The organism is Lysinibacillus sp. FSL M8-0134, from assembly GCF_038069745.1.
Classification (GTDB): Bacteria; Bacillota; Bacilli; order Bacillales_A; family Planococcaceae; genus Lysinibacillus; species Lysinibacillus irui.
This window is the reverse complement of record NZ_JBBPAJ010000001.1, coordinates 925,244-939,689: the sequence shown is the minus strand read 5'-3', so window position 1 is coordinate 939,689 and position 14,446 is coordinate 925,244. Positions and strand designations below refer to the sequence as shown.

The 14,446-nt window shown below is 36.3% G+C and carries 10 protein-coding genes; 7 read left to right on the top strand and 3 right to left on the bottom strand.

Annotated features, from left to right (window positions below; genetic code table 11):
- Nucleotides 1–132: 132 nt before the first annotated feature.
- From MKY49_RS04550 to MKY49_RS04520, 7 genes are all read left to right on the top strand, one after another.
- Nucleotides 133–1,827 carry an Rqc2 family fibronectin-binding protein gene (locus MKY49_RS04550; protein ID WP_341385699.1) on the top strand — a complete coding sequence of 565 codons (1,695 nt, stop codon included), beginning with the start codon at nucleotides 133–135 and terminating at the stop codon, nucleotides 1,825–1,827.
- A gap of 250 nt (nucleotides 1,828–2,077) precedes the next feature.
- On the top strand, nucleotides 2,078–3,763 hold the full coding sequence (locus MKY49_RS04545; protein WP_341385698.1) for a methyl-accepting chemotaxis protein: 1,686 nt from the start codon (nucleotides 2,078–2,080) through the stop codon (nucleotides 3,761–3,763).
- Between the two features lie 907 nt (nucleotides 3,764–4,670).
- On the top strand, nucleotides 4,671–6,329 hold the full coding sequence (locus MKY49_RS04540) for a peptide ABC transporter substrate-binding protein (RefSeq protein ID WP_341385697.1): 1,659 nt from the start codon (nucleotides 4,671–4,673) through the stop codon (nucleotides 6,327–6,329).
- A gap of 132 nt (nucleotides 6,330–6,461) precedes the next feature.
- Nucleotides 6,462–7,391 carry an ABC transporter permease gene (locus MKY49_RS04535; protein ID WP_131521603.1) on the top strand — a complete coding sequence of 310 codons (930 nt, stop codon included), beginning with the start codon at nucleotides 6,462–6,464 and terminating at the stop codon, nucleotides 7,389–7,391.
- Entirely contained in the window at nucleotides 7,391–8,311 is a 921-nt protein-coding gene (locus MKY49_RS04530) for an ABC transporter permease (RefSeq protein ID WP_341385696.1), read from the top strand. The genes MKY49_RS04535 and MKY49_RS04530 overlap by 1 nt, the downstream gene beginning before the upstream one ends.
- Nucleotides 8,312–8,324: 13 nt before the next feature.
- Entirely contained in the window at nucleotides 8,325–9,380 is a 1,056-nt protein-coding gene (locus tag MKY49_RS04525) for an ABC transporter ATP-binding protein (protein WP_341385695.1), read from the top strand.
- Nucleotides 9,373–10,299 (top strand): ABC transporter ATP-binding protein, encoded by a 927-nt coding sequence (locus MKY49_RS04520; protein ID WP_274795901.1) that lies wholly within the window; start codon nucleotides 9,373–9,375, stop codon nucleotides 10,297–10,299. The genes MKY49_RS04525 and MKY49_RS04520 overlap by 8 nt, the downstream gene beginning before the upstream one ends.
- A gap of 386 nt (nucleotides 10,300–10,685) precedes the next feature.
- On the opposite strand, the gene opp4C is transcribed toward MKY49_RS04520, so the two are convergent.
- From opp4C to opp4A, 3 genes are all read right to left on the bottom strand, one after another.
- Nucleotides 10,686–11,594: an oligopeptide ABC transporter permease gene (gene opp4C, locus MKY49_RS04515; RefSeq protein ID WP_341385694.1), complete on the bottom strand. Its 909-nt coding sequence runs from the start codon at nucleotides 11,592–11,594 to the stop codon at nucleotides 10,686–10,688.
- Nucleotides 11,595–11,606: 12 nt separating this feature from the next.
- Nucleotides 11,607–12,572, bottom strand: a complete 966-nt coding sequence (opp4B, locus tag MKY49_RS04510) for an oligopeptide ABC transporter permease (RefSeq protein ID WP_341385693.1) — start codon at nucleotides 12,570–12,572, stop codon at nucleotides 11,607–11,609.
- 89 nt (nucleotides 12,573–12,661) lie between these two features.
- Nucleotides 12,662–14,395: an oligopeptide ABC transporter substrate-binding protein gene (gene opp4A / locus MKY49_RS04505; RefSeq protein WP_341385692.1), complete on the bottom strand. Its 1,734-nt coding sequence runs from the start codon at nucleotides 14,393–14,395 to the stop codon at nucleotides 12,662–12,664.
- Nucleotides 14,396–14,446 lie beyond the last annotated feature (51 nt).

Genomic DNA, 14,446 nt, shown 5'->3' with positions numbered 1-14,446 from the left:
TTCACCTAAAAAATGCTATGATAAACATACAAACAGTGTATTTGTGGGAGCTTAAAGACTGCAAAAACAAATGCATGATGAAAAAATACGAAAGTACCAAGATGCTTGATATCATTGGAAAGAGGAATTCATATGGCATTTGATGGTTTATTTACTTATTCAATGACCGCCGACCTACAACAACTTGTCACTGGTCGAATTACGAAAATACATCAACCTAATGCGCAAGAGGTTGTATTACATGTGCGTGCAAATGGAAAGAATCATAAATTATTGTTTTCAATCCATTCTTCTTATGCACGTGTCCATCTGACTGAGCATACGATTGATAACCCAGCAGAGCCCCCTATGTTTTGTATGCTTTTGCGTAAACATTTAGAGGGCGGTTTTATTTCTTCCATTAAACAGCGTGATTTTGATCGTATTATAATAGTAGAGATTGAAAGCAAAAATGAAATTGGTGACCCGATTGTAAGGGAAATACATGCTGAAATTATGGGTAGACATAGTAATCTACTGTTAATCGATCAAGAGCAAGGAAAAATTATAGATAGCTTAAAACATTTACCTCCATCCGTAAATAGTTTCCGTACTGTGTTACCTGGTCAACCTTATATTGCACCACCTACACAAAATAAATGGAATCCTCTTACGGTTACGGATGATGAGCTAACATCGTTTTTCGCTGAAGCAAGGACAACGCAAGAGGTTGTAACACAGTTTGCTGGTTTTTCACCTCTTCACGCTGAAGAATTATTGTTCCGTATGACTACAGCATCGGATACACTAACATGCTTCAAAGATTTTATGGCCTCCTTTGCGAATGGTGGCACGAAGCCAATGTATGTCATCTACAATAATAAAACATATTTCTCACCTATCGAGCTAACTCATTTGCAAGGTGAAGTAACAGTTTATCCTAATGTTCATGAACTTCTTGACCGTGTTTTCTTTGCACGTGCAGATCGAGATCGAGTCAAACAACAAGCAGGCGACTTAGAGCGCTGGCTACAAAATGAAATTGATAAACTATCCTTAAAAACGAAAAAGCTTACAAAGGACTATGAGCGTGCATCAAAGCTTGATCAATTCCAACTATATGGTGAGCTATTAATGGCCAATATTTATGCCTTTGAAAAAGGTGTTAAAGAAGTAACAGTTACAAATTACTATAGTGAAACGGGCGAAGAGGTTACGATTCCAGTAAGTGAACGTAAAACACCGATTGAAAATGCTCAAAGTTATTATACGAAATATACAAAGGCAAAAAATGCTTTGATTATGGTTCAAGAGCAGCTTGAAAAAACAACAGAAGAAATTGCCTATTTTGAAATGCTTGCTCAGCAAGTACAGCAAGCTTCTCCTGGAGATATTGAGGAAATTCGTGAAGAGTTGGCAGAGCAAGGTTACTTAAAACTACGTCATGCGAAAAAAAAGAAAAAACAAGTGAAACCTGAGCCAGAACGTTATGTATCATCGACAGGTGTAACGATTTCTGTTGGAAAAAACAATAAACAAAATGACATGCTAACATTTAAAATAGCAAAACGTACAGATATTTGGCTACACACAAAGGATATTCCTGGATCCCATGTTGTTATCCATTCCAGTGAACCTGATGAAACAACATTGCGTGAAGCAGCTACGCTAGCAGCCTATTTTTCTAAGGCTAGAGAATCCTCCTCAGTGCCAGTAGATTACACAGAAATCCGACAAGTTAAAAAACCAAATGGTGCCAAACCCGGTTTTGTGATTTACTTTGAACAAAAAACACTGTATATTGACCCAGACGAAGCTGTCATTTTACAATTAAAAAAACAGTCATAAAGAGATAGAAACCGATACAATTTGTATCGGTTTCTTTTTTAAAATACACACACGTAATCCGTACTATAAAACGAGAAACATGAACAGTTTTTGATAAATTTTCACAGACAATCTTCCTTATTATAATGACTTAAAATAAACATATGAATAATCTGAACTGTTTCCTTCAATGCTTATTGACTTCTATCTTTCTTAAAAGCTAAATTAAAGTATAAAAACTTGTATAGCATTTCGGAAAGGGCGTATCTATATGTCTGTAGGAAAAAAATTAAGCTTTGGTTTCTTTACAATTATTTTGACACTAATTATTTCATTGGTGATAATGTTTCTGTTATTTTCAAACATAGAAAAGAAGATTGAAAATGCATTGGAAGGTCACGTTGCCCTAGTAGAACTAGCAGATAATATTCAATTTGAAATGGCTATGCAAGGGCTCTTCATTCGTGCCATTATCATCGAAGACAAACCTGCAAATAAAGAAAGCTTTACACAATACGCAAATATGCTAGACAAGCATGTGGAGGAAATGACCGGAAAATCTACTTCAGCTGAAATGGAAGCTTATGCAAAAGACTTAAATACATATAATGATCGTTTTAATGAGTCAGCGACAGAAGCACTAGCCCTTTTTGAAGCAGGCAATCTTGAAGGCGCTTTGCAAAAAGTGAATGGTGATGTGCAACAAGCTAATAAAGGAATACAAGATGTTTCTAATAAAATCGTTAGTTACCAAAAAGATCAACTGGAAGTAGTCACAAAAGAATCTAAGCAAGCAGTATTCAATTCTCAAATTATTTCAGTTATCGCCATTATTATCGGTGTTATTCTAGGCATTTTCCTCATGATCTATATACAACGAACGATTTCTCGTCCTTTAAAAGCTGTTGTTCAAGCAGCTAATCATGTTGCTAATGGTGAATTGTATCATCAAGACATTACCTACCAATCAAAGGATGAGATTGGCCAGCTTTCGTCAGCTTTTAATGCCATGAAGGGGAACTTGAAAAATCTTTTAACTCATATTCAAGACAATGCAGAGCATTTAACGGCTTCAGTAGAAGAGCTTTCTGCATCAACTGAAGAAGTTACTGCCTCAGCAGATGAAATCACAATACGTATAACTGAAACAGCGAATGCCGCTGTAGCTGCTACAGTTGCAGCTAACGAAAGTGCACATGCAATGGATGAAACAGCTATAGGTGTCCAACGTATAGCTGAGGCAACTCAACAGCTGCTTCATAATGCTGTTTCAGCATCTGAATTAGCAACAAACGGTAACGGTACAGTAGATGAGGCCCAGCAACAAATGAATGTAATTCATGAGTCTACGCAAGTAATTAATACTCTTGTCCAAAAATTGAGCAAACAATCGGAAGAAATAGGTCAAATTACAGCTGTCATTACAGCCATTACTGATCAAACAAACTTATTAGCGCTCAATGCAGCAATAGAAGCTGCACGTGCTGGAGAGCATGGCAAAGGATTTGCCGTTGTTGCAGATGAGGTACGCAAATTAGCTGAGGAATCTAAGCAATCAGCTAATCAAATTGTTGCATTAACCCAGGATATTCAAGAAGATACAAGCAATGTAGAAAAAGCTGTTTTTGATGGTTTGCACTCTGTCACAGAGGGTGTAAAAATCATTGGACATTCAGGACAAGCATTTGAAGCTATCGTAAAAGCAATAAATAACATGACAAATCAAATAGAAGATATATCAGCTACTTCAGAAGAAATTTCAGCCAGCGCAGAACAGGTAGCTGCCTCTGTCGCAGAAATTGCCCACGGTGCATCAACTAGCTCAGAAAGTACACAAATCATAGCTACAGCAAGCAAGGAGCAATCCATAACGATGCAGCAAGTAAATCAAGTCGCCTCTGATTTAAGCGAAAAGTCCTTAGATTTACAGAATCAAATCAATAATTTTAAACTATAACTAAAAACAGTGCATTTCATATACATGGATGCACTGTTTTTTGTACTTTTTTTACATGATAGCTCTTAGCTTTTGAAAGAAAATCATTCCTAAAGGTTATTGATAACGTTTTCAGTAGATTAAAAGTCAGATTTTTAGTAATTATCTGCATGTCGAATCCTCTTCAGTAAGACAATTGACATCCTCAAAAAAACAAAACTAGTAAAGTGGATTACTTTGGTAAACGTCAGGCAAAAACCGTGACTTCCCTTTATGATAAATTGCGGAATAAAACAATATTCATTTGCATATATGCATGTATATCCAACTAGCACTGAAATTATTTCAAAAAAACATAATTCCTTAATTTCTCTTCTCACTAAATCCATTTTTTTCTTAGTTTGGGTACCATTTTTCATACAATTGCTCTATTTTTTCTTGCCCTTATCCACAATTGGATAATACTAGAAAAATACAAAACAAGTTTCTTATATATCATTAATAGATAAAAATATTCATGTTTCGAGATCATATTTTGCAAGAAATTACCTGCAAATGAAACTAATTCACTTAGTTTTACTTAGATTTTCTACAAATCTATACAATTCCCTCAAGGTTATACATCTATGACTTTCGATTCATTTTTTTAATATTGATAATATTATCAAAAAAATAGGAATTTTCGGTATAGTAAATCATTTTTTTATTTTTATTTTATTTTTGATATTCAGAATAGGTAATTATCAAATTTTTATTATATAAACACTTTGTTTCTTTAGTGTGATAAATCGGAAAAATTTATTAAACTCTTAAATGTCAGATAATACTATATAAATTTGAATCTTTTTTATTTTGTGCACAATGATTTTTTTGGTATATTAAATAGGAGCTTCACAAAAGGCTTAAAAATTGTATAAGGGGGATTCACATGAATAAAAACAAAAAGTTTTTATTACTAACAGTTCTTGCAGTATTTTCTTTAGTACTTGCTGCATGTGGCTTCGGTGGAGATTCGTCTGAAAAATCAAAAGACGATGGAAAAGATTCAGGTTCTTCTGAAACAACTTCAGGCGGCGAATTAAATGTGGTAGTAGCTTCTGAACCACCATCACTTCATCCTGCATTAGCAACAGATACGACTTCTGGTGTTATTCTTACAAATACTTTTGAAGGTTTAACAACTCTTGATGCAGACGCTCGTCCAGTTGCAGCTGCTGCTGAAAGCTGGGAAGTTAGCGAAGATTTAAAAACATACACGTTCAAATTACGTGATGCAAAATGGTCAAACGGGGATCCAGTAGTAGCTGGTGACTTCGAGTATGCTTGGAAATGGGCATTAAACCCAGACAATCTTTCTGAATATGCTTCAATCCTTTACCCAATTAAAGGTGCTGCAGCATATAACAGCGGTGAAGGTTCTGCTGATGACGTAGGCGTTAAAGCTGAAGATGAAAAAACATTAGTAGTAACGTTAGAAAACCCAACTCCTTACTTCTTAGAATTAACAGCATTCAAAACATACGCACCATTAAACCAAAAAGTAGTTGAAGGTAATGATGAGTGGTATACAGATGCTGGTGAAAATTATGTAACAAACGGGCCATTCACTTTAGCTGAATGGAGACACAACGATACAATCGTATTAAAGAAAAACCCAGAATACTGGGATGCTGATAAAGTTTCTTTAGAAACTGTAAATATTGGTATGGTTGAATCTGAAGCAACTGCAGTAACAATGTTCAAAGGTGGCGAAATTGACTACCTTGGTGCACCATTCCAAACTGTAGCCCTTGACGCTATCGATGGCTTTAAAGCTGATGGATCATTAAAAATCAATGACCAAGCTTCAGTATACTGGTATAAACTTAATACAAAAGATAAAATCACTGGAAACGCTAACATCCGTAAAGCGTTAGCATTAGCAGTTGATCGTCAAGGTTTAATTGACAACATTACTAAAGGCGAGCAAAAACCTGCATTAGGTATGGTTCCTAACGCTGTTCATGGCTTTGAAGAAGACCGTGGTTACTTTACAGATAACGATATCGAAGGTGCTAAAGCTGCACTTGAAGCTGGTATGAAAGAACTTGGTATTACAAACCCAGCAGATATCAAAATTAACCTTTCTTACAACACAAGTGAAGCACATGCTGCTATCGCTCAATACGTTCAAGAGGGTTGGACTAAAAACCTTGGAATCACAGTAGGTTTAGATAACTCTGAATGGCAAGTATATTTAGAAAAACTTAACCAATTAGATTACCAAGTTGGCCGTATGGGCTGGGTTGGTGACTACAACGATGCTTATACTTTCCTAGAAATGTATGACACTGCTGCAAACGGTAACAACGATACTGGTTGGGAAAGTGCAGAATACAAAAAATTATTAGATCAGTCTAACGTGGAAGCGGATCCAGCTAAACGTCTTGAGCTTTTACAACAAGCTGAGAAAATTGCTGTTAATGATTTCCCAGTTATTCCAATCTACTACTACACGAACCTTTCTGTAGTACAAGATTATGTACAAGACATGAAGGCAGACATTCTTGGTAACATCTCTCTTAAAGAGGTTAAAGTAGAGAAATAATCAACAATATTTCGCTTATTTAGCTCTACAGCGAAGAGCTGCCTCGTAGCCACTTCGGCGCGAGTCAGCTCTTTTTAAAATACGAAGGCATATATTTGTCAGAAAATTGACAAATAGAAGGAGGAGTTTTATGTGATTAAATATATTTTGAAAAGGCTGATGTATATACTTCTCGCGCTTTTCGTCATCGTAACGGTTACGTTTTTCTTAATGCGTCTCGCTCCTGGTAGTCCTTTCGCGAGTGAACGTAATTTCCCACCTCAAATTGAGGAGAAGTTAAACGAAACGTATGGATTAAATAACCCTTGGTATATACAATATAAAGATTATTTAATCGATACGGCCACTTTCAATTTCGGTGAGTCAATGAAATATAAAGCGCGTTCTACAAATGATATGATTTCTGAAAGTTTCCCTGTTTCTTTAACATTAGGGATTGAAGCTATGCTATTAGCAGTTGGATTCGGTGTATTAATTGGCGTAGTTTCCGCGCTATATCATAATAGGTTCCCAGATTATTTGGCAACGTCCTTTGCGGTGCTCGGTATATCAGTACCTTCATTTATCTTAGCAGGTTTAATGCAGTATTTCTTAGCGTTTAAGCTAGGTTGGTTCCCAATTAGTGGGTGGAAGGGCTTTGTTTATAGTATATTACCAGCTCTTGCAATCGCTTTCTCACATATGGGCTTTATCGCAAAATTAACACGTTCAAGTATGCTTGAACAAAACAATAGTGATTATGTAAAAATGGCTCGTGCTAAAGGTATCGGTAAATGGACAATCGTATTCCGCCATACTTTACGAAATGCCCTTCTACCAGTCGTAACATATCTCGGCCCATTAACAGCTGGTGTTGTAACTGGTAGTTTCATTGTTGAACAAATTTTCGCTATTCCTGGACTTGGTAAGCACTTCGTTCAAAGTATTACAAACCGTGACTATACAGTAATCATGGGTACGACAGTGTTCTATTCCATCATCCTTTTATTTGCGGTATTAATCGTTGATATTCTATATAGTGTGATTGATCCGCGTATTAAACTGAAAGGAGCGAAAAAATAATGACACAGCAACAAATTGAAAAAGATAAATTTAAAATTGTTGGTGGTAATCATGAAGCAACGGAAAAATTAGCTGATAAATCAGTCTCCTTTTGGAAAGAAGTATTTCTCCGTTTCTCTCATAACAAAATGGCCATCATTGGGATAATCATTTTAGTCATTGTTATTTTAATGGCTACTTTCGTACCAATGTTCTCTCAATACAAAGCAAGTGATCAGCTAGGTGTTTACAACTCACCCCCATCTGCACAATTTTGGTTTGGAACAGATGACCTTGGTCGTGATATTTTCGTTCGTATTTGGGAAGGAGCACGTATTTCCCTATTTATCGGAATTGCAGCCGCGATTATTGACTTAATTATCGGTGTTATTTGGGGAAGTATTTCAGGCTTAGCAGGCGGTCGCGTTGATAACATTATGATGCGTATTGCCGACGTTTTAACAGCTGTACCTTACCTTTTAGTAGTAATCGTACTTTTAGTTGTAATGCAACCTGGTTTAATCCCGATGATTGTTGCCTTGTCTATCACTGGATGGATTAACATGGCACGTATCGTTCGTGGTGAAGTTTTATCTATTAAAAATCAAGAGTATGTTCTTGCTGCTCGTACATTAGGTGCTAGTACAGGCCATTTAATTATTAAACATTTAGTTCCGAATGCTCTTGGTGCAATTTTAGTAACGATGACGTTAACAATTCCATCTGCTATTTTCACTGAATCATTCTTAAGTTACCTTGGTCTTGGGGTTCCTGCTCCAACAGCTTCTTGGGGTACAATGGCGTCAGATGGTAATAAAGCCATTGCCAACGCTCCATGGCGCTTGATTTTCCCAGCAGTATTTATCTCACTAACAATCTTTGCGTTTAACGCAGTTGGTGACGGCTTACGTGACGCTCTAGATCCAAAACTACGTAAATAAGGAGGTGGCCGAAATGAATAAAACAATTTTAGAAGTAAAAGATTTAAGAATTAACTTTAAAACTTATGCAGGGCTTGTCCATGCTGTACGTGGTGTTAACTTTGATTTAAAGGAAGGTGAAACACTCGCTATAGTAGGTGAATCTGGTTCTGGTAAAAGTGTTACAAGTAATGCGTTAATGAAATTAATTCCACAGCCACCTGGTATTTATGAGTCAGGACAAATTTTATTTAATGGCCGTGATTTAGTTCCATTATCTGATAAAGAAATGTCTAAAGTACGCGGAAATGAAATTGCAATGATTTTCCAAGATCCAATGACAAGTTTGAATCCCACTATGAAGGTCGGACGTCAAATAACTGAAGTAATTTTGCAACACAAAAAAGTTTCTAAAGAGGATGCGAAAAAACGTGCGATTGAGCTTTTAACACAGGTAGGTATCCCCTTCCCTGAAAAACGCTATAATCAATATCCACATGAGTTTTCAGGTGGTATGCGTCAACGTGTTGTCATCGCCATTGCTCTTGCAGCTGATCCTAAGCTTCTAATTGCCGATGAGCCAACAACAGCCCTAGACGTAACCATTCAAGCACAAATTTTAGAGCTTATGAAGGAAATTCAAAAAAGTTCGAAAACATCTATCATTTTCATTACACACGATTTAGGTGTTGTAGCTAATATTGCTGACCGTGTAGCAGTAATGTATGCTGGGCAAATCGTCGAATATGGTACTGTGAATGATATTTTCTATAATCCAAAGCACCCATATACATGGGGTCTACTTGGTTCGATGCCTGATTTAGATAATGATACTGATGAGCTTTTACGTACAATTCCTGGCTCACCACCAGATCTAACGAATCCACCTAAAGGTGATGCATTTGCAGCTCGTAATGAATTTGCGATGGCGATTGATTATGAACAAGAACCACCAATGTTCCAAGTTAGCGAAACGCATTTTGCAAAAACTTGGTTATTGCATCCTGATGCACCGAAGATTCCTCTTCCAGATGCGGTTGCTAAACGTATTGAAGGGTATTTAGCAAAGGAGGCACAAGAAAATGACTAAAACTGGTGCGAAAAAAATTCTTGAAATCAAAAATTTAAAGCAGCATTTTGGTTCACCAAGTAATCCTATCAAAGCCGTAGATGGTATCAGCTTTGATGTTTACGAAGGTGAAACACTTGGGCTTGTGGGTGAATCAGGTTGTGGTAAGTCAACAACTGGTCGTTCAATCATTCGATTATATGACATTACAGGTGGCGAGATAGTTTTCGATGGTGAAAATGTCCATGGGAAAAAATCAAAAAGTGAGTTAAAGAAATTTAACCGCCAAATGCAAATGATTTTCCAAGACCCTTATGCTTCATTAAATCCTCGTATGACAGCTGGTGAAATCATTGGTGAAGCCTTTGATATTCATGGTCTTTACAAGGATAAAAAAGAACGCCGTGCGAAAATTCAAGAGTTACTTGAAGCTGTTGGTCTAAACAAAGAACACGCGAATCGTTACGCACACGAATTCTCAGGCGGTCAACGTCAGCGTATCGGGATTGCCCGTGCACTAAGCTTAGATCCTAAGTTCATCATTGCCGATGAGCCAATTTCTGCGCTTGACGTATCGATCCAAGCACAAGTTGTTAACTTACTAAAGCAACTGCAAAAAGAACGTGGCTTAACATATCTTTTCATTGCCCATGACCTTTCTATGGTAAAGTACATCAGTGATCGTATTGCAGTAATGTACCGTGGTAAAATCATGGAAATCGGTAAAGCAGATGATATTTACAATCATCCTGTGCATCCGTATACAAAGTCTTTATTATCAGCTATCCCTCTTCCTGATCCAATGTCAGAGAAACGTCGCCAACGTATTCCATACAAGCATACAGAGGTTGACGAAAGTGCAACCTACCATGAAGTAGGCGACCAGCATTATGTTTACGGTACAAACGATCTTGTGAAAACATGGGTTGCTAATCGATAAAATTGACACTCCTATCGCAGTTTAACAACTGTGATAGGAGTTTTTTTATTTTATACCCTCTTTAAAGTCTTCTAAACCTATGAATACTTAATTCTATCTATCTCCCTACTAGAAGATAGATCACATAAAAATAGACTCTATTCATTTGCTACTGGGTGTTTTCAATTGTGTTAGGTTGTACTCGTTTGATGAAGTAACTATCTCCTCCCTCTAACCCTGTCAACGTCCAAATCCAGTAAATTTAACTCCTCTCTTTAATTACAATTAAAATCAAGATACTTTATTAGAGCTTGCTGATTTATATGTAGTAAATAGAATGTCCTTATAAAATTCGGCACCTTTAAATGTAGTATGATTACATTTAAAGGTGCCTATTTTTTACCCTATTATCTTCTTGACTTTGGATTTAAAGCATCTTTCAAGCCTTCTCCAATAAAGTTAATAGATAAAATTACTAATGTAATAGCTGTGGCTGGTGGTACCCACATCCAAACCTTATCCTTTAATACATCTGAGTTTCGAGCTTCAAACAACATATTCCCCCAGCTTGGTGTATCTGCTGGTACCCCAAACCCAAGAAAACTTAAACCAGATTCAGCAACGATTGTTACAGCCATTAATAGGGTTGCTTGTACAATAATTGTGGAGGCAACATTCGGTAATAAATGCTTGATAATAATTTTCGAGGATTTACAGCCGATTGATTGTGATGCTAAAATATACTCATTTTCTTTCTCAGCAAGCACCCTACTTCGTACAATCCTTGCAACAGATCCCCACATTAACAGTGAAATAACAATAATTAAAGTCCAAAGACCGGATATTTTTCCAATAAGAATTGTGTTTAAAACAATAACAAAAACCATAAACGGAAACATTAAGACAAAATCAGTAAATCTCATTAAAATTTGATCGATTTTTCCGCCAAAGTACCCTGAAATGGCACCAACTGTTGTTCCAATCAACACAATAAAGAACATACAGCTTAATCCTACTGTTAAGGATGATCTACCAGCATAGAGCATTCTTGTAAAGACATCTCGCCCATTCGTATCAGTTCCTAACCAATTTTCACTAGATGGTGGTTGACTTATTTTTGTAAAATCTACCCGAACAATATCTTTTGTTGTGATATATGGTGCAAGGAACGATAAAATGATAACTAGTAGTAGAAATATAAGACTAATCATCGCTAATTTATTTTTAAAGAACTTTCGTCTCGCAATTACCCATGGCGAGGGGCTTTTCTTTGGTGATTTTGGCGTTAAAACTTCTTGATCAGTTACCAATGTCATAATTCCCCCTCCTTAATCCAATCTAATACGTGGATCTACTACACCGTATAATAAATCCGCTATTAAATTTCCAAAAAGTGTTAAAAACGAAAGCAACATTGTGATCGACATCATAACTGCATAATCTCTTCTACCTACAGATTCTAGGAAGAGAGCACCTATTCCAGGATACGTAAAGATTGTTTCTGTTATTACTGCTCCGCTGATTAAAGTTGCAATATCAAAACCAAGGAACGTAATTAATGGAATAATGGAATTACGTAGAATATGCTTGTTGTAAATTTTCGATTCTTTTGTTCCTTTTGCTCTTGCAGTTCTTACAAAATCTTTTCTACTATTTTCGATTATGTCATTTCGTAAAAATTGCGTATAAGAAGCTGTTCCCATTAACCCCAATATTAGTGCAGGTAATAAAACATGATGGATTTTACTCACATAATAATCTAAAGTTCCTGGCTCCAAACCTACGCCTACAGAGCCATTGAAAGGGAACCATCCCAATTTAAATGAGAAGAAGTAAATAGCGACAATCCCCGCAACAAATGATGGAATAGCTAACGCTAGATAATTGTACGTTCCAATCAAATTGTCCCCAAGTGTATAAGGTTTTCTACCAGCATACATGCCCATAAAAAATGCAAATATGTAGGTAATAACTAATGATGTTAATGCTAAAAATATGGTATTAGGAATACGCTGTGCAATAATCTCTGCAGCAGGTTTTTTATAAACAGTTGATTTGCCAAAATCCCCTTGTACAAAATTAACTATCCATCTTCCATATTGCTGGATAATTGGATCGTTATAGCCTAATTTTTCTCTCATTTCTTCGATGTATTGTGGATTCGTATTAGAAGGATCTATTTCACCAGCAAATGCATCCCCTGGCATCATTTTTGCTAAAAAGAATACCACCAACGAAATAAGGAGTAACAATGGGATCATGCTAAGTATTCGTCGAAGTGTATATTGAAGCATGTAACGTCTCCTTATCTAAAAATTTACTACTAAGTCCTCTTTAGAGGACTTAGTAGTAGGATATAGCCTCTTCATTGTAAAGCTTAATATTATTCTTTAATATTCCACTTATAAACGTCTGTTTGGAAACCAACAGCGTTGATATGAACGCCTTGTAATCGATTATTAATACCATATAAATCTAAATTTTCCCATAATGGAAGACCTGGTAATTCTTCATTGAAGTGTTTTTGCCATTCAACATATGTTGCCATACGTTTGTCTTTGTCAAACGCTTCTTCACTTAAGCCTTTATCTAATAATTCTTGGTTCTTCGCGTCTACCCAACGACCATAATTCCACTCTGCGTCATTGCCCCATAATCCCGATGGATCTGGATCTGCACCTGTGCTCCATGAACCGAAGAATGCCTCTAATGCTGCATCATCGTTATCTTTCATATCATTATATAAGTTAAATTCAATTAAACTACCTGTAGCTAATTCTGTTTTTACACCAATATCATTCCAAGATTGAACAATTGCTTGTGAACGACCTTCGAATGCTGCATTTCCTGCATAGTGACCAAATGAGATTTTAAATGGTTGACCATTTGGATCCTCTACAAAACCATCACCATCTTTGTCTACATAGCCTGCTGACGCTAATAGTTCTTTAGCTTTTTCAGGATCGTATTCATATTTATTTAAGTCAGATTCTTTTGCAGCAGTCCAGAATGTACTTGGAATTACTGTGTTGGCAACTGTTGCTTTTCCTTCTAAGAAAGCATCGATCATTGCTGGACGGTTAATTGCATATAATAATGCTTGACGTAATTCTTTTGATTTAAATTTATCAAAGTCTGCCACATTTTTTAGTGTAGCTTTATCGCGGTGACCAAAACGAAGACCAATGTATGAATAACTAACACCATTAGTTTCTTCAATACGCACGTTATCTAATGCTTCTAATTCTTTTACTGACTGTGGTTTAATAGCCATAATGTCAATTTCTCCGTTTTGGAACGCACCTGCTGCTAATGATGGGTCGATTACTTTTACAATAACACCATCAAGCTGTGGCTTGCCCTTCCAGTAATCATCAAAACGCTCTAATTCAGAATACTCACCATCTACAACCTTTTTCACTTTAAATGGCCCTAAGCCAACAGGATTTTCACGAACCTGTTTCGATTCACCTAAATCTTTAACCGCAATACCCTCATAGTGTTTCTTCGGCATAGGGTTTGACCAAAGATTTTCTAAGTTATTGATTTTTACTTGTTCGAAAGTAATTTTTACAGTATAAGGATCAACTACTTCGATACCTTCAATTTTATCTGCTTTACCTTCTTTTTTAGCTTTTGCACCTTTGATGCCTTCTGCATAATTGAAACGAGGTCCATCATAATCTGGATCAGCAAGCGTCTCTAATGCAAATACCCAGTCATCAACTGTTAATTCTTCGCCATTATGCCATTTTACACCCTTTTGGAATGTAAACGTATAAGTTAACTTATCTTCACTAATTTCCCATGTTGCTAAGTTAGGAACATATTCTAAGTTATCATTTACATCATAAATACCTTCTGTTGTGAAATTTTGAATATAGCTATCTACAATACTACCTGAATAAGCTGGGTCATATACGCCCTCAGGTGCAGTATCTGTACCAAATGTTACAATGCCACCCTCTGTAGAAGGTCCATCTGTTGTTGTCGATGTATCCCCGCTCGTATCCTTTTCACTTTCCTTCTCTGTCGTTGATGAGTCACTATTACATGCTGCTAAAAATATCGCCATAACTAGCAAAAGCATAAATGACCAAAATCTTGATTTATTCATTTTTTTCCCCCCGTAAATTTTATTTTGTCAATAACTTTTTTCCGTTTTTAT

Bases quoted from the DNA above. Each gene is read 5' to 3' on its own strand.
- MKY49_RS04540 (WP_341385697.1), top strand. From the start codon at position 4,671: ATGAATAAAAACAAAAAGTTTTTATTACTAACAGTTCTTGCAGTATTT.
- MKY49_RS04520 (WP_274795901.1), top strand. From the start codon at position 9,373: ATGACTAAAACTGGTGCGAAAAAAATTCTTGAAATCAAAAATTTAAAG.
- opp4B (WP_341385693.1), bottom strand. From the start codon at position 12,572: ATGCTTCAATATACACTTCGACGAATACTTAGCATGATCCCATTGTTA.
- opp4A (WP_341385692.1), bottom strand. From the start codon at position 14,395: ATGAATAAATCAAGATTTTGGTCATTTATGCTTTTGCTAGTTATGGCG.
- MKY49_RS04550 (WP_341385699.1), top strand. From the start codon at position 133: ATGGCATTTGATGGTTTATTTACTTATTCAATGACCGCCGACCTACAA.
- MKY49_RS04530 (WP_341385696.1), top strand. From the start codon at position 7,391: ATGACACAGCAACAAATTGAAAAAGATAAATTTAAAATTGTTGGTGGT.
- opp4C (WP_341385694.1), bottom strand. From the start codon at position 11,594: ATGACATTGGTAACTGATCAAGAAGTTTTAACGCCAAAATCACCAAAG.
- MKY49_RS04525 (WP_341385695.1), top strand. From the start codon at position 8,325: ATGAATAAAACAATTTTAGAAGTAAAAGATTTAAGAATTAACTTTAAA.
- MKY49_RS04545 (WP_341385698.1), top strand. From the start codon at position 2,078: ATGTCTGTAGGAAAAAAATTAAGCTTTGGTTTCTTTACAATTATTTTG.